Annotated in this window: 12 protein-coding genes; 9 read left to right on the forward strand and 3 right to left on the reverse strand. The window is 61.3% G+C overall.

The window, feature by feature from the left end; translation table 11 throughout:
• Window positions 1-3: 3 nt before the first annotated feature.
• The gene (locus JI749_RS13430) at window positions 4-1,497 is read left to right on the forward strand and encodes an aminotransferase class I/II-fold pyridoxal phosphate-dependent enzyme (protein WP_201654798.1); all 1,494 of its coding nucleotides are present in this window, start codon (window positions 4-6) and stop codon (window positions 1,495-1,497) included.
• On the opposite strand, the gene JI749_RS13435 is transcribed toward JI749_RS13430, so the two are convergent.
• Complete coding sequence (locus JI749_RS13435; RefSeq protein WP_201662843.1) at window positions 1,477-3,279, reverse strand: polysaccharide biosynthesis protein; 1,803 nt, start codon at window positions 3,277-3,279, stop codon at window positions 1,477-1,479. The two genes, JI749_RS13430 and JI749_RS13435, sit on opposite strands and share 21 nt — an antisense overlap.
• A gap of 315 nt (window positions 3,280-3,594) precedes the next feature.
• Between JI749_RS13435 and JI749_RS13440 the strand changes: the two genes are divergently transcribed.
• The 4 genes from JI749_RS13440 (at window position 3,595) to JI749_RS13455 (ending at window position 8,327) form a co-directional block, all read left to right on the forward strand.
• Entirely contained in the window at window positions 3,595-4,623 is a 1,029-nt protein-coding gene (locus tag JI749_RS13440) for an MraY family glycosyltransferase (RefSeq protein ID WP_201654801.1), read from the forward strand.
• A 73-nt stretch (window positions 4,624-4,696) separates the two neighbouring features.
• A complete protein-coding gene (locus JI749_RS13445) occupies window positions 4,697-6,025 on the forward strand; it encodes a UDP-glucose dehydrogenase family protein (protein ID WP_201654804.1) in 1,329 nt (442 codons plus the stop codon).
• 55 nt (window positions 6,026-6,080) lie between these two features.
• Window positions 6,081-7,238, forward strand: coding sequence for an O-antigen ligase family protein (locus tag JI749_RS13450; RefSeq protein WP_201654806.1), 1,158 nt, complete (start codon window positions 6,081-6,083; stop codon window positions 7,236-7,238).
• A 132-nt stretch (window positions 7,239-7,370) separates the two neighbouring features.
• Entirely contained in the window at window positions 7,371-8,327 is a 957-nt protein-coding gene (locus tag JI749_RS13455; RefSeq protein WP_201654809.1) for a sensor domain-containing diguanylate cyclase, read from the forward strand.
• Here JI749_RS13455 and JI749_RS13460 read toward each other — a convergent pair.
• On the reverse strand, window positions 8,324-10,363 hold the full coding sequence (locus JI749_RS13460; RefSeq protein ID WP_201654812.1) for a CHASE2 domain-containing protein: 2,040 nt from the start codon (window positions 10,361-10,363) through the stop codon (window positions 8,324-8,326). The genes JI749_RS13455 and JI749_RS13460 overlap by 4 nt on opposite strands.
• 63 nt (window positions 10,364-10,426) lie before the next feature.
• Entirely contained in the window at window positions 10,427-11,344 is a 918-nt protein-coding gene (locus JI749_RS13465; protein ID WP_201662846.1) for a helix-turn-helix domain-containing protein, read from the reverse strand.
• A 105-nt stretch (window positions 11,345-11,449) separates the two neighbouring features.
• Between JI749_RS13465 and JI749_RS13470 the strand changes: the two genes are divergently transcribed.
• The 4 genes from JI749_RS13470 to JI749_RS13485 all read left to right on the forward strand — a co-directional run bounded on the left by JI749_RS13470 (window position 11,450) and on the right by JI749_RS13485 (window position 15,680).
• Entirely contained in the window at window positions 11,450-12,724 is a 1,275-nt protein-coding gene (locus JI749_RS13470; RefSeq protein ID WP_201654815.1) for an ABC transporter substrate-binding protein, read from the forward strand.
• A 98-nt stretch (window positions 12,725-12,822) separates the two neighbouring features.
• Window positions 12,823-13,716: a carbohydrate ABC transporter permease gene (locus tag JI749_RS13475; protein ID WP_201654818.1), complete on the forward strand. Its 894-nt coding sequence runs from the start codon at window positions 12,823-12,825 to the stop codon at window positions 13,714-13,716.
• On the forward strand, window positions 13,713-14,588 hold the full coding sequence (locus JI749_RS13480; RefSeq protein WP_233280762.1) for a carbohydrate ABC transporter permease: 876 nt from the start codon (window positions 13,713-13,715) through the stop codon (window positions 14,586-14,588). Before JI749_RS13475 ends, JI749_RS13480 begins: the two co-directional genes overlap by 4 nt.
• Before the next feature lie 12 nt (window positions 14,589-14,600).
• Window positions 14,601-15,680 (forward strand): ABC transporter ATP-binding protein, encoded by a 1,080-nt coding sequence (locus tag JI749_RS13485; protein ID WP_201654821.1) that lies wholly within the window; start codon window positions 14,601-14,603, stop codon window positions 15,678-15,680.
• The last annotated feature ends 94 nt before the right edge of the window (window positions 15,681-15,774 follow it).

A 15,774-nucleotide genomic window follows, 5' to 3' on the forward strand; every position in this document is an offset into this window, starting at 1 on the left:
AAAATGTCTCGAAATCTTGAATCAATCAGTCTGTCACGCACGTCGACAATTCGGGATGCCCTTGCTGCGCTTGACGTTGCGGCCGTTGGCGTGTTGCTCCTGGTCGATGGCGATGGGCGTTTTGAACGCACCGTCACCGATGGTGACCTGCGCCGACTGTTACTCGATGGCAAGACATTGAACGATGACCTGAGTACCCTGCCCGCACTCAAGTCAGTCGTATTGGAAGATGGCTATACCCGTCGCCACGCGCTGACATTGATGCAGCAGGCAGTGATTAACCACATACCCGTCGTCAACGCCGACGGACGCGTGACTGACCTGATCGAGCGCTCCCAAGTAGATCAGCAGGTACTGCTCTCGACGCCCCACATGGGCGAAGCGGAGCTGGAGTTCGTTGCCGAGGCATTCCGAACCAATTGGATAGCCCCGCTGGGTCCAAACGTTGATGCGTTTGAAAGCGAGTTGGCCGCGATGGTTGGGGTTAAGCACGCGGTCGCCCTAAGCTCAGGTACGGCCGCGATCCACATTGCGCTGCGCCTTCTCGAAATTGGCGCGGGTGATGTGGTCTTCTGCTCGACCCTAACATTCATCGCCAGCATTAATCCCGCCCTGTATCAGGGCGCGCGCCCGGTTTTCATCGATTCGGAACCGGAAAGCTGGAACATGTCCCCGCAGGCCCTCGAGCGCGCCCTGCAGGCCGCAAAGGCTGCCGGCCAACTGCCCAAGGCGGTAATTATTGTAAGCCTCTATGGGCAGAGTGCGGACATGGATCCGCTGGTTGCCCTATGTGACCAATATGGGGTTCCCGTCATCGAGGATGCGGCCGAGTCGCTGGGCGCAAGGTATCGCGGTCGCGCGTCCGGGACGTTCGGCAAGATCGGCATCTACTCTTTCAATGGAAACAAGATCATCACGACTTCAGGCGGCGGCATGCTGGTTACCGACTCCGCCGAGATGGCCGCACGCGCCCGCTTCCTTGCCACTCAGGCCCGCGATCCGGCGCCGCACTACCAGCATAGCGTCGTCGGTTACAACTACCGGATGAGCAACATCCTGGCCGGGGTTGGGCGCGGTCAATTGAAAGTACTTGAGGAGCGCGTGGCGGCACGTCGGCGCGTGTTCGAAACTTATCGCACTGCTCTGGCCCATATTGACTGGCTGGAGTGGATGCCTGAACCCGAATGGAGTTTTTCGACCCACTGGCTCGCCGCCTGTGTGCTCAAGCCGCATGCGCCGATAACAGTCAACAAGCTCATAGAGGCGCTCTCTGACGAGTTTATCGAAGCACGGCCGATGTGGAAGCCGATGCATCTGCAGCCGGTTTTCGCCGATGCTGAATACTACCGCCACTCCAACGAGTCGGTTTCGGATGGGCTGTTCGAACGGGGTATCTGCCTGCCCTCTGGCTCAAACCTGACCGATGGCCAGATTTCTCGAGTGGTCGACGTAATCACTGGGCTGGAGCGTGCAACACTATTGGATAAAGCCGAATAGTATTCGGCGCACGTCGGGTTCATTCCCAGCATCCAGCGCCTCCCGGAGCTCAGCAAGGGCTTCCTCGACTCGGCTGCTGTTCGCCGCGCCACGCGCCCGCATGATCTTGGGGTGCTTGGTCTTGGTTGCAGCCGCCTCGTCGTAAAACAGCTCCTCGTACATTTTCTCGCCCGGCCTTTTGCCTGTGACGACCAGTTCGATCTCGCCGCGAGGATTGGCCTCGTCCCGGACACTGAAGCCGGCAAGCCGGATCATGTTTTCTGCCAGGGTCTTGATCAGAACCGGATTGCCCATTTCGAGAAGAAAGACGTCCCCGCCCTCCGACAACGCACCTGCCTGAACAATCAGCTCGGCCGCCTCGTGAATTGACATAAAGTACCGGGTCATCTCCGGATCGGTCAGAGTCACTGGCCCTCCACGGCTGATTTGCTCCTTGAACAGAGGCACCACCGATCCGTTCGAGCCGAGGACATTACCGAACCGAACGGCCGTAAAGCGTTGGCCCGTCTGCTTGGCGGCGGCCGCGGTGGCCATGTGGCCGATGATGAATTCCGCCCAGCGCTTCGTCGCGCCCATGACATTGGTCGGCCGCACAGCCTTGTCCGATGAGATGAGTACGAAGGTTTCGACGTCGTGCTTCAGTGCCAAACTGGCAACGGTCAGCGTTCCCAAAACGTTGTTGCGCACGCCTTCCAGGACATTGGCCTCAACCAGCGGAACATGCTTGTGGGCCGCGGCGTGGAATACGACCTGCACATTGTTGCTGGCCATAGTGCGGGCCACGCACGCGCTATCTGTAATGGAGCCCAGCACTGGAACGACGACCACGTCTGTAAGCGCCGCGAGTTCGCGCTCGATAGTGTAGAGTGCAAATTCATTCGCTTCGAACAACACCAGTCTCTGTGGCGACGATTTAGCGACAAGCCGACAAAGCTCGGACCCGATCGACCCTCCGGCGCCCGTCACCATGATCGAATGCCCCTCGATCATATCCGCTATAAGCGCCGGGTCCGCTGGCACGGACGAACGGCCCAAGAGATCGTCTATGTCGATCTCCCGAATACGATTGATCGAATACTTCCCGCTCACCAAATCCGTGATGGCGGGCAGCGTCCTGATCTTGACGCCCAGACCACTGATCTTGGCCAGGATTTCCTGCCGGCGTGTTGCGGTCAGCGACGGTATGGAAAGGATAACTTCCTGTACGCCGTACTGCTCATGCAGCGTTGATAGGTGGCTCGGCGGGAATACCCTGATCCCCGCCACGTCGCTGCCTTGAACCCGCGGACTATCATCCAGGAACCCGACGACGAACATCCGTCCTTCGCGGGCGATGGCGGCCGAAAGCTGCGCACCAGCACTTCCAGCACCGTAGATGACGATGGGTTTGCGAATGCCCAGCGCCTCTTCCCGCGGCCAAAGCAGCTTTTTAGCCGCAAAACGGCTACCCCCGATCAGCATGGTGCCGAGGGCCCAATAAAGCAGTGGCACGGACCGCGGAACGACCGTCCTACCCGACATCTCCAGCAAAAACACCACCAGCACCCAGACAAGCGTCGCGATGGTCATCGCCTGCACAATGGTCCAGAGGGCTTTTTCTGGCAGGTAGCGGATCACTGCGCGATAGAGTCCGTGACGCACGAATACCGGGATGGCCACCATCGGAGCAGTAAGAACGGTCAGAAACTGATCGACGGTATTGGGTGGCGTCCAAACGCCGAAGCGCAAAGCAAATGCGGCCCAGAGCGCAACTGACAATGCGACCGCATCGAATGACAACAGAATTACGCGCTTCCAGAATCGAGGCGTATTTCTGACGCGGACAACAAGCTGACGGTATATATCTGAAAGGTGCAAATCTAACCCGCTGTGGACAATAGGCGCGTAAAGTCACGGCGTGAGTAGCCGCGATCGGTCGAGGACCGGTATCCGGTTGACCCTTTCCATGCAAGCGCTAATCGGGCGCAACCGACTTCGGACCACATCAGCCGGGCGATAACGGGCGGCAAAATCCCCCAAAAAGATGTCGAGCCGCTAGGCACTGACTTTGAAAGGGCCCGATTTCGGGATATTGACGTCCTGCACTATGGGCACCCTATGACAAGCACGACTTATCTGTTCCTGGCTGTTGGAGCTTTTGCTGGCGGCTGGCTCGGAACAATGGCCGTTCGCCGGTTCGCTTCGCGCTTTGGTTTGGTTCAAAGCCCAAACGAGCGGTCATCCCACTCTCGTCCTACCCCGCAGGGCGGGGGCCTTTCTATCGCGGTCATCGCTATTTTGGCGGCCGCGGCAATCGGTGCTTTCGAGCCCAGCTTCCTGATCCTGGCTGGGCTGAGCACGATAGTAGCGGCCATAGGTCTAGCTGACGACGTCTTTGAACTATCCCCTGCGCTTCGCTTTCCCATTCAGGGCATAGTGCTGGCGGCACTGATCGGATGGGCCCTGCCCTTGCCCGATTTACTGCTGCCATTCGGCGGGACGATCGGCGGGTGGTTCTTGCCGCCTTTGGTCTGGCTGTTTGCGCTGTGGTGGCTGAACCTGTTCAACTTCATGGACGGCATCGATGGTATAGCCGCCAGTCAAGCAGTCGTGATGCTCGTGGGCGCTTTGGTACTGGCACTGACCACCGATCATACCTTCCTCACGGCCCCGCTCGGGACGATGGCTCTTGTTACCGCCGCTGCAACTGGCGGTTTCCTGGTCGTCAACTGGTCGCCTGCCCGCATCTTTATGGGTGATGCGGGATCCAATGCGCTGGCGCTGCTGATCTTTGCCATCTGCCTTGGTACGGTGCAAAAGGGCTTGATCGGGTATCCTGCCTGGCTGATCCTGCTTTCCGTCTTTGCAACCGATACAACGGTTGCGCTGCTCCGCCGGACGGGGCGCGGCGAGCGCCCGTGGCGTGCCCACCGAAGGCACGGCTATCAGCAGCTTGCCAGGCGTTTCGGACACGCGCGCGTCACAGTGCTCTACACCGCTGCGACCGCATTGGCCTTGCTGCCGCTGGCAATAGTCGCCCAACATCATCCTTCGATTGCCTGGCCGCTTGTCGGACTGACTTATCTAGTACTGGCAATCCTGATGTTTTGGGCAGGTTCGGGCGACGCCGCCGAACACGGGCCGTAGGCGGACCTTCGTTTGCATCACCGAACCCGTTATGTCATAGGCAGGCCGCTCGCCATGACCGACAGAGGTTGCGTTGAAGATTACGATTTTTGGCTCGGGTTACGTGGGCTTGGTCACCGGTGCCTGTCTTGCAGACGTTGGGCATGTGGTCACCTGCGTCGACGTCGATACCGCCAAGGTCGAACGGCTTCGGGCGGGCGACGTGATGATTTACGAGCCTGGCCTGACCGAGTTGGTACGTCGCAACCTGAATGCCAACAGGCTGCTCTTCACGGCCGATCCGGCGGAGGCCGTCGCGGCGGCCGACATCATCTTCATAGCCGTTGGCACGCCGGCAGACGAAGACGGCTCGGCAGACCTGCGATCGGTGCTCGCGGTCGCGCAGACGATTGGCACGCACATGTCGACGCCCAAGGTCGTCGTCGACAAGTCGACCGTCCCCGTAGGAACCGCCGAAAGGGTGCGAGACGTTATTGCCGAACGGTTGACCGCGCGCGGATTGGATATCGGCTTCGAGGTTTGCTCGAACCCGGAATTTCTCAAGGAAGGCTCGGCAATTGCCGACTTCACGCGCGCCGCCCGGATCATTGTAGGAACCGATTCCGCCCGGGTGCGGGAGGTGATGCAGCGATGCTACGCGCCCTACAACCGCAACCATAACAAGATAATGTTCATGGACATCCGGTCGGCCGAGCTGACCAAATACGCGGCCAATGCCATGCTTGCGGCCCGGATCAGCTTCATGAACGAAATCGCCCGCGTGGCGGAGCATGTCGGCGCCGATATCGAGCAAGTCCGGCTCGGTGTGGGCTCGGATCCCCGTATCGGCTTTGACTTTCTCTATGCCGGCGCGGGCTATGGCGGCAGCTGCTTTCCCAAGGACGTCCGCGCGCTTGCCCACACAGCGCGCAGCGTCGGGCATGAGCCTGTCCTGCTCAGCGCCGTCGAAGCAGTCAACACGGCCCAGAAGAACTGGCTGTTCGACAAGCTCTTGCAAGGCCTGGGTGGCAACGTTGCGGGCAAGACCGTTGCGGTGTGGGGATTAGCGTTCAAACCCAATACGGACGACATGCGCGAGGCGCCGAGCCGCGTCGTGGTCCAGTCGCTCTGGAATTACGGGGCCAAGGTGCAGGCTTTCGACCCGCAGGCGCGGCGCGAGGCCGAACGCATCTGGGGCGCGCGGGATGACCTGAAGCTCGCTAACAGCGCGGATGAGGCTCTGGTCGGCGCCGATGCCCTCGTGATCTGCACGGAGTGGTCAACGTTCCGCGGGGCGGACCTTGCAGCAGTGAAGACCCTCATGAAGGGCGACCTGATCGTGGATGGACGAAATCTCTACGACCCGGTTGCCGTCAGCGAGGCTGGCTTGCGCTATCTTTCGGTCGGCCGATCTGGCACCTAGCGTCGGGAAGCAACAGGAACGACCCGTGCCATCCAGATTCGCCTCAACGCTCCTTGTGGTCGCCGTTGCGGCGACAATCCTGCCGCCTGGCTATCCGGCCTATATCGGTACCTACATCGCCCTGGTCGCGGCAATCCTGGGATTGGTCGCGTACGGCTGGAGCGAACGGGAGACATTTGCGCATCCCACATCCCTTGCCATCGTGGGTGCCATTGCGCTGGTGGGGCTTGCAGTTCCCTTCGTCTATCGTGGCCCGCAGGACATCGTGGGACCGGTGCTGATCCTGCCGATGCTTGCGACGGTCGCGCTGGGACTTCTGGCCCGCCCTGCCCGCTGGGTACCGAACCCGGAGACTTTCGCCCTAATCTGTCTGGCGGGCGCGCTGATCGCCCTGCTCGGCGGGGGCTATGAAGACGTCGTCCTGGGACGCTACCGGCCGGGCCTGGGTAACAATCCCATTCATTATGCTTCTCTGGCCGCTATGTCGGGGTGCCTTGCCATGGTTGGCGTAGTCGCCAGCCATCGTCGCTCGCGCTACTTTTTCCTCCTTGGCCCGATTTTCGGGCTCGGCTGCGCCGTGATCGCCGACTCGCGCGGGCCGATGTTGGGGGTGGTGGCCATGTCGGGCGTCGGCCTCGTCCTGCTCACCACCTGGCTCTGGCGAGAAAAGCCTTTCCGGATCGCGATCCTGCTCAGTGTGGCAGGGGCGGCAGTGGTGACGTTCTATCTTGTCGGTACTGGCAATGCGCGCATCGCCGGGATTGTCACAAGCGGGCTCGATATCTTTCGTTTTACCGGTGGTCCGGACGACATCCGGGCAGCTCTCTATGCCTCGGCCCTGGAAATCCTCAAAACCTCTCCCCTTTTCGGCATCGGCCTGGGGCAGATAATGGTTCCGGCCCAGACCCTGTACCCCAGCTTGCTGGCGGGGACGGGTCTCGAAAACCTCCACGCCGACTGGGCCAATTTTGCTGCCATGGCGGGAATATTGGGGCTGCTGGCATGGTTTCTGCTGCTGGGCGCACCCCTCTTCCTGCTGCTTGACGCTCGCGCCAGGCAGGATCGGCCCATTGTCTTGGGCGCGTTGCTGCTCACCACGGGCCAACTGGCGCTGGGGGTCAGCAACGCAACATTCGGCATTCTGCCGCAGACGGTGATCTACGCCGTTGCGCTCGGCTATTTCCTCGTGCGGGCCCGCCGACTGGGTGATTGACAGGTGCCAGTCGGCTGGCTTCGTGGCTGACGCGCCACGCGCCGTTTGGAACATTGCGTTTACCCAACCCGACTACCTTGATGGGAAAGTCAACTCCGCCCTCGGCGCTGGGCACTAGTGTTGTGGGAACGCATGAGCGACTTTGACCTGTTTGCCGACGACACGGGTGACGCAGAAGCCGCAACGCTGACGCAGCAAACTCTCGTCGATACGCAGCAGAACCTGGGCAAGATGCTCGACCTGATGCCAATTGGCCTATTGATCCATACCGAGCAGGGTGTGGTCTTTGCCAATCGACAGGCCTGCAGTTTCCTGCAGACGGATGCGACGCAACTCCGAGGTCAGCATCTGCTCGACTTTGCCTCCCCGGAGGACCTGGGCGCGATTAGCCAAGCGCTGCAAATGACCTTTTCAGACCCCCAGGCCACCTTCGACATCGAGTGCGCCATCATGCGTCCCGACAATACGAGCCGCCTGATGAAGGTGATTACCAGTTCACTGCCATGGCCTGGCACACCGGTGATCCAGGTGCTGATGCAGGACATAACCGATCAGAAACGGGCGGAAGTTTCGCTGCGGCAGATGACCATCACCGACGAGTTGACGGGGTCATACAACCGGCGCCATGCCACCTACGAAGCGGGCCTGTATCTCGATGCCGCCGCGGCAGGCGGCATGCCGCTGAGCGTGGTGATGGTCGATATCGACCACTTCAAGCATGTCAACGACACCTATGGCCATGACGCAGGCGACCTGGTTCTCAAGGCGCTGGCCCGGCTGGCCCACGAATTTTTGGCCACCAACACCAAGCTCAATTCCCCCCTCTTCGCCCGGTTCGGCGGCGAGGAGTTCCTGTTTCTACTCCCCGGGGCCAGCGAGCAGGCAGGGTTCGCGCTCGCGAACAGCTTTCGCCAGCGGGTCGAACGGCTCAACGTCGCGCTGCCGCAGACCAAGCTCAAAATCACCATCTCCGCGGGAACGGCCGGTTGGAGGGAAGGTGATACGCTCGACACGATGCTGAAACGTGCCGATACCGCGCTCTATGCGGCCAAAGCCGGTGGCCGCAATCGCGTTTGTCGTTCCGACTAGGCGACTGTCCGCAGCGGCGCAAAGTCACCTGGTCGCGTCAGGCAGGCATCATAGAAATCGACAAGCCGCGGGTCGATTGCCATTGCCAGCTCGCGGCAGCGGTCCAACTCCGGCCTCGCGTCCGCGCCGATGCTCCAGACGGCCAACAGGGCTTCGTGCGCCGCTGCCAACGCTTGGAACGCCTCGGACTGCGCGAGCTCTGCATTCCCGACCAGCAGGTGGACCGGTTCGGGCTGGCTGATGCCTTTCAGTCCAACCGACCCGCCGGCCAGAAAGGCAAGCTCCGGCGCCGCGGCGCGCGTCTCCGTGGTCACGACGATGTCGTAGCAGACCGTCTTGCAAGCGCCTTCTATGCGGCTGGCAACGTTTACCGTGTCGCCGATACATGAATAGTCGAAGCGGGCTTCAAAACCCATATTGCCTACCAGAGCGGGCCCGGTGGAAATGCCGATACCGATGGCGATGGGTTCGACGCCGCCCTGTTCCGCATTGAGTGTCCGCAGTGCCTTGCGCATGTCGAGCGCTGCCTCGCAGGCGTGACGGGCGTGACGCGGTACGTCCACGGGGGCGTTCCAGAATGCCATGATGGCGTCGCCCATGAATTTGTCGATGGTTCCCAGATGCGCTACGATAGCCGCGCCCAGGCCGGCAAACAGGCGGTTGAGCATTGCCACCAGTTCAGCCGGCGATGTGCGTTCGCTCAGAGCAGTGAAATTGCGCACGTCGGAAAACATCACGGTCATTTCACGCACATCGCCACCCAGCTTGAGCAGGCCGGCATCGGCCTCAATCTGGGTGAGCAGCGAGGGTTCGACATAGTGCGCGAATGCCCGCCGAATGCGCCGCTTGTCGGCGTCGGTCACGGCAAAGCGGAAGAAGGCCATGGCGGCGTAGACGACCAGCGCAGTGAAGAGCGCAAAGCTGGGATCGAGCAGGACGCCGAACTGGCTGAAGGCCAGCCAGCCGCCCGCGGTGGCCACGGCAGCGATCATCACGGAAAACAGTAACCCGACCATTGGTCCGGTCAGCATTAGGACCAGCACGACAGCCAGGCCGCAAGTGGCGATAATCAACAGTTCCAGCCCGGCAACCCAGTCGGCCCGTTGCAGGAAGGTGCCGGTCAGCATCTGCTCGATGGCCTGGAGGTGAATGGAGACGCCCGGTACGGCTTCGCCCAAGGCGCTCACCCGGATGTCGAGCAGTCCAGTGGCCGAGGCCCCCACCAGCACGATGTGTCCGTTCAGGAGCGGAGCCAGGTTGCCATAGTCGTCGCCGAGGAGGTCTGCGGCAGGCACGAAGGTCGATTCCGGAAGGTCACGATAGTAGAGCCAGATGTCGCCGCTCGGGCCGGTGGGGACATCGAGGGTGCCGATGCGAAGGCCGGCCACGGTGGGTGACCCCGATGCGTCGCCGAGAACAACCAGCGTCGAAACACCCTGGGCGACGCGCAGCGCCTCGACCGCCAAGGTGGGCAGCGGGGCGGCGCCATTGGACCACAGCAACGGCAGGCGTCGTGCCACCCCCGCCCCTTCGCGATCCAGGCTGGCAACCCCCAGCCCCGTTGCCGCTGCTGCAAGCATGGGCAGCGGCGCCGCAACGCCATCGAGGATCGGGAGGCTCGCCAGCGGATCGGTTCCTGTCATGGCAAAACCGGCCTTAGGCGCGGGCGCGGGAACGCCGGTTCCTACCCGACTCATCACCAGCACGTTTGGACCTGCCGCAAGGGTTTGGGCAAAGAGCGCATCATAGTCGTCGCCGCTACCCAGGATATTGGACGGCGACAGCCGGTCGGGCTCGGGAAACAAGATGTCGAACACAACGGCGGCAGCGCCGAGTTCGGCCAGCCGGCTGGCGATCCGGGCCATGTCCTGTCGCGACCAGGGCCATTGGCCGATGGCCGCCAGCGACGCTTCGTCGATATCGACGATGCGCACCGGAAGGTCCGCTGGCGCCGTGCGTGGCTTGAGCTGCTGGAACGTGTCGAACGTGGTTTCCCGCGCCACGCGCACCGCATACGGATCGGCAGCGCGAAGCATTATCAGCCCGACAACCACCGCCGCGCCGAACAACAGGGCAGTCAGCCGCCGCTTCCACATAAGCTAGTTGATGCGTCCGGTAGCGGGTGATTGGACGGTCACCGGCGCACTTGGGCGGCAACGCACGTCGCGTCGGAAATCAGTCGGCGACATGCCGGCGATCTTGCGGAACGACTTGTTGAATGCACTGAGTGAACCGAAGCCGCTATCCATCGCCACCTGAAGCACATTTGCCTCTTCCTGCATCAGCAGCGCCTGGGCGTAGCTGAGCCGCATCAGGTTGACATAGTCATTGAGCGTCATTCCCGTACTCTTCTTGAAGACGCTCATCGCATATTTCGGATGGATGTCGGCCGCGCTGGCAATGTCGGTCGAGTCGATATCCTCGCGGAAGTTGTCGGCGATGAAATCGCATATGCGCACCACGATGGGCGACGAATGATGATCAAGACCGATTCCGGCGTTGATTGCGTCGGCAGGGCCGGGCAGCAGAGTATACTCGTCGAAGCGGATACGCTCGATGCGCAGCAGCAGTTCGTCGACCGCAATGCCCGCCTTCATCGGATCGCCAGAGCGGGCATATTCATTCCATCGCGCAAAATTGAGCGTGTCGGACGCATCGGTGGCGCGGGTAATCAGCGTGGCTCCCTGCATCAGCCGGGATTGCACATCCTGGGGCAACCGCAGCCGGAAGAAGTGCACAAGCGGCAGGTGGCCGCCGGCGTAGACAACATCGTCTGCCGCGTCATCCAACTGATGGGGCAACCCACCCCAGAACAGGGCCAGTTCGCCGGCGTTGAGGCGAATGTCGTGACCACTCATCTTATAATGGGCCCAGCCGCGGACGATGTAGTTGACCTCCACCTGCGCGTGCCAGTGGGCCGTTCGCATAACCGGCGGCGCCGCGTGAAACATGGAGAGCACCGTCGGGAGTCGCTCGACCCCATCCGGACGAGGCTCATAATACACCCGTTCACTCATCTTACTTTCCGCCAACTCCGCATGCCGATTGGCATGGACGCATTGCACCAGAGGCATAGCTTAGGAAGCGCTCGACCTAAGAGCAAATGAAAAGGGAGGACTTTTATGATCCGCATTACCTCGCGGTGGCGCAATTCGCTGGCCGTCGCACTGACGGGCGTGAGCCTGTTCAGCGTTACCGCCGCTTCGGCCGGAGAAATTTCCGTCTGGGTCTGGGACAAGGCCTTTAACGGCGACACCATGCGCGAAGCTGGCGCGCTCTACACGGCGGACCATCCGGACACCACTTTCAACGTCGACGATACTGCCAGCCAGGACGACATCCGCGCCAAGCTGCAGACCCAGCTGCTAGCCGGCAGCACCGAAGGTCTGCCGGACGTCGTGCTGATCCAGGACGACATTGCCCAGAAATACCTGCAGTCCTTCCCCGGTGCGTTCGAGCCTCTTTCGGACTCGATCGATATGTCCGTCTTTGCGCCCTACAAGGTCGCTGCTGCCACCGTGGACGGCAAGTCGTACTCCGTACCGTTCGACTCGGGCGTTACCGGCCTGTTCTATCGTTCGGACTATCTCGAAGAAGCTGGCTTTACCGGCGCCGACCTTGAAAACATCACGTGGGACCGCCTCATCGAGATCGGCACTGCGGTCAAGGAAAAGACCGGCAAGCCGTTGCTCGACCTCGACCTCAACGATACCGGCGTCGTCCGCATGATGATGCAGTCGGCCGGCGAGTGGTACTTCAACGAGGATGGCAGCCTCCACATCACCGACAATGCCGCGCTCAAGAAGGCCCTCGAGACCTACGCCAAGTTCTATCAGGCAGATCTCGTCAAGCCCGTTTCGGGATGGGCCGAATATACCGGCGCGTTCACCGCGGGCGAAGTTGCCGTGGTTCCCGTCGGTGTGTGGATCACCGCAACGATCAAGGCCAATGCCGATCAGTCCGGCAAGTGGGGCGTCGCCCCCATTCCGCGCCTCGACATGGAGGGCTCAGTCAACGCGTCCAACCAGGGCGGTTCGAGCTGGTTCGTGCTGTCGTCGTCGGACAACAAGGAAGAGGTCATCGATTTCTTCAAGACCGTCTGGGCCGGCAATACCGACTTCTATCAGGACATTCTGATCAAGCGCGGCGCTGTGGGTTCGCTCCTGGCCGCTCGTGAAGGCGAAGCCTACAAGGCCTCTGACGATTTCTTCGGTGGCCAGCCGGTATGGCAAAACTTCTCGACCTGGCTGGGCCAGATCCCGTCGGTCGACTACGGTACCTTCACCGCTGAAGTCGATGCTGCCGTTGCCTCCCAGCTGCCCACGATCATCCAGGGCGGTGATATCGACGCTGCGTTGCAGGCCATCCAGGACCAGGCGCAGCAACAGATGCAGTAATCGAGGGCGGAAAGCGCTCTAGTGCGCTTTCCGGGCCGGGCACCATTCTGGTGCCTGGCCCCCTTTGATTATTGTGGTTGAACAGCGGAGGGCGACAATTGGCACAGGCGCGACTTGATCGCAGGGAGAATATCACCGGTTGGGTGTTCATCGCCCCTGCCCTGATCTTGCTCGGACTGTTCATGATCTATCCGATTGTATGGTCGCTCTGGATGAGCTTCCAGGTCGGCAAGGGCATGAACCTCAGCTTTGGCGGCTTCGCCAATATCCTCCGGTTGACCAAGGATCCGGTCTTCCTGCGAGCGCTGGGTAACACGTTCACGTTCTTCATCTTCCAAGTGCCGATCATGATCGTGCTGGCGCTGCTGTTCGCGGTGGCGCTCAACGATTCGACGCTGAAGTTCCGCGGCTTTTTCCGCACGGCGATCTTCCTGCCCTGCGCCACCTCGCTGATTGCCTATTCCACCGTCTTCAAGTCGATGTTCGCCATCGACGGCGTGGTGAACCAGACGCTGATGCAGCTTCACATCATCAACGGGCCAATCTCCTGGCTGGGCGACCCGTTCTGGGCCAAGGTCCTGATCATCATGGCCATCACCTGGCGGTGGACCGGATACAACATGATCTTCTACCTGGCGGCGCTGCAGAATATCGACCGCTCGATCTATGAGGCTGCGCGTATCGACGGCGTCCCCGCCTGGGCGCGCTTCCGCTATCTCACTATCCCGATGCTGAAGCCGGTAATTCTGTTCACGACCGTTATCTCGACCATCGGCACGCTGCAGTTGTTCGACGAAGTCGCAAACTTCACAGCCGGCACGGGTGGCCCGTCCGACTCGACACTTACCCTGTCGCTCTACATCTACAACCTGACCTTCAAGTTCATGCCCAGCTTCGGCTATTCCGCTACCGTGTCCTGGGTGATCGTGGTGCTGGTCGGCATCCTGAGCTTCCTGCAGTTCCTCATCGCGCGCGACCGGAGGACGTCATGACCGCATCCTCGATGACATCCGCCGCCGATCGCGCGGTTGCCCAGGCCAAGGCTCCCGCCAATCCGTGGCGGCCCGTGCGGCGCGCAATCGTCTATGTGCTGCTGTCGGTGGCTGCCTTCGTCTCGGTGTTCCCCTTCTATTGGATGATCGTTGGCGCGACCAATACGTCGGCCGACATCATCAAGGGCAAGACGTCAGTTGGTTCGGCCCTGGTCACGAATGCCATGACCTTCTTTACCCAGGTGGATGCCGTCCGCGTCTTCTGGAATTCGGGCGTAATCGCGGTTGTTGCCACCGTGCTCACCCTGGCGATTTCCTCCCTGGCAGGCTACGGCTTTGAGATGTTCCGTTCGCGCACGCGGGAACGCCTCTTCGCCTTTTTGCTGCTCCTGTTGTCCATCCCCTTCGCCGCGATGATGGTGCCGCTGTTCGTCATGTTCAGCCAGGCCAAGCTGGTCAACACGTTCACGGCGGTCATCCTGCCGACCGTGGCCTCCATCTTCATCATCTTCTACTTTCGCCAGACGACCAAGGCGTTTCCGACCGAACTGCGTGATGCCGCCAGGATCGACGGCCTAAAGGAATGGCAGATCTTCCTCTTCGTTTATCTGCCGGTCATGCGGTCGACCTATGCGGCCGCCACGATCATCGTCTTCATGGCCAACTGGAACAATTACCTCTGGCCCCTCGTGGTGCTGCAGACCGCTGAGAACAAGACCATCACGCTGATCCTGTCGGGGCTCACGGCGGCCTACACCCCCGACTACGGCCTGATCCTGTTCGGCACCGTTCTCGCTACCCTGCCCACCCTCATCATTTTCTTCCTGCTCCAGCGCCGTTTCGTCGAAGGCATGCTGGGCGCGGTTAAATAAGGTTCAGAACCCATGAGCAGCTTGAAACTTACGGCCGTTCGGAAGTCCTACGGCAATGTCGAGGTCATCAAGGGCGTCGACCTCGAGATAAAGCCAAAGGAATTCGTGGTCTTTGTCGGCCCCTCCGGTTGCGGCAAATCCACCCTGCTGCGCATGATTGCCGGCCTCGAACATATTACGGCGGGCGATCTCGAAATCGGCGGCCAGCGCATGAACGATGTCGATCCGTCCAAGCGCGGCATCGCCATGGTGTTCCAGTCCTACGCGCTCTATCCGCATATGACGGTGCGCGAGAATATGGGCTTCGCCCTCAAGTTCGCCGGCGTGAGCAAGGAGCAGATCGCCAAGCAGGTCAACGACGCGGCCCGCATCCTGGCGCTCGAGCCGCTGCTCGACCGCCTGCCGAAGCAGCTGTCGGGCGGCCAGCGCCAGCGCGTGGCCATCGGTCGGGCCATCGTGCGCAATCCGCAGGTCTTCCTGTTCGACGAGCCGCTGTCCAACCTCGATGCCGAGCTTCGCGTGCATATGCGCATCGAGATCGCGCGCCTCCACAAGGAGCTGCAGACCACGATCATCTACGTGACGCACGATCAGGTTGAGGCCATGACTTTGGCCGACACGATCGTGGTGCTGCGCGATGGCATCATCGAACAGGTCGGCCGCCCCCTCGAGCTCTACGACAATCCCGCCAACCAGTTCGTGGCAGGCTTTATCGGCTCACCCCGCATGAATTTCATGCCCGCCACGATAGCCGAAGAGACCGCATCGGGTGTCACCATCACGCTGGACAATCATCGCCAGGCGCGCCTGACGCTGCCCGTCAGTGCGGGCTCGGTCGGTGACCGGGTAACCCTCGGGGTTCGCGCCGAACACTTCGGCCTGCCCGGCGCTGGCGACGTCGACCTTACCCTGGATGTCGACGTGGCCGAGCATCTGGGCTCGACCAGCTACGTCTACGCCAATGCCGGCGCCGAACCGCTGATCATCGAGCGCGAGGAATCGCGCCATGAGGCCAACAGCGAGCAGATCACCGTCTCGATCAGCGCCGCCAAAGCCTATCTGTTTGACAGCAAGGGCATGCGCCTGCGCTGACCTGCCCACGAACCGCGTCATGCCCGCGAGGGCGGAAGTCCAACCTCCATTTCACGAGGAATGGACCCCGCCCCCTCGGGGATGACGCCGAGAT

The organism is Devosia oryziradicis (assembly GCF_016698645.1).
GTDB lineage: Bacteria > Pseudomonadota > Alphaproteobacteria > Rhizobiales > Devosiaceae > Devosia > Devosia oryziradicis.

Excerpts from the sequence above, each read along its gene's own strand:
- JI749_RS13480 (WP_233280762.1), top strand. The coding sequence starts at position 13,713 with ATGACCGCATCCTCGATGACATCCGCCGCCGATCGCGCGGTTGCCCAG.
- JI749_RS13470 (WP_201654815.1), top strand. The coding sequence starts at position 11,450 with ATGATCCGCATTACCTCGCGGTGGCGCAATTCGCTGGCCGTCGCACTG.
- JI749_RS13485 (WP_201654821.1), top strand. The coding sequence starts at position 14,601 with ATGAGCAGCTTGAAACTTACGGCCGTTCGGAAGTCCTACGGCAATGTC.
- JI749_RS13460 (WP_201654812.1), bottom strand. The coding sequence starts at position 10,363 with ATGCTTCGCGCTGCCGATCCGTATGCGGTGCGCGTGGCGCGGGAAACC.
- JI749_RS13440 (WP_201654801.1), top strand. The coding sequence starts at position 3,595 with ATGACAAGCACGACTTATCTGTTCCTGGCTGTTGGAGCTTTTGCTGGC.
- JI749_RS13465 (WP_201662846.1), bottom strand. The coding sequence starts at position 11,344 with ATGAGTGAACGGGTGTATTATGAGCCTCGTCCGGATGGGGTCGAGCGA.
- JI749_RS13455 (WP_201654809.1), top strand. The coding sequence starts at position 7,371 with ATGAGCGACTTTGACCTGTTTGCCGACGACACGGGTGACGCAGAAGCC.
- JI749_RS13430 (WP_201654798.1), top strand. The coding sequence starts at position 4 with ATGTCTCGAAATCTTGAATCAATCAGTCTGTCACGCACGTCGACAATT.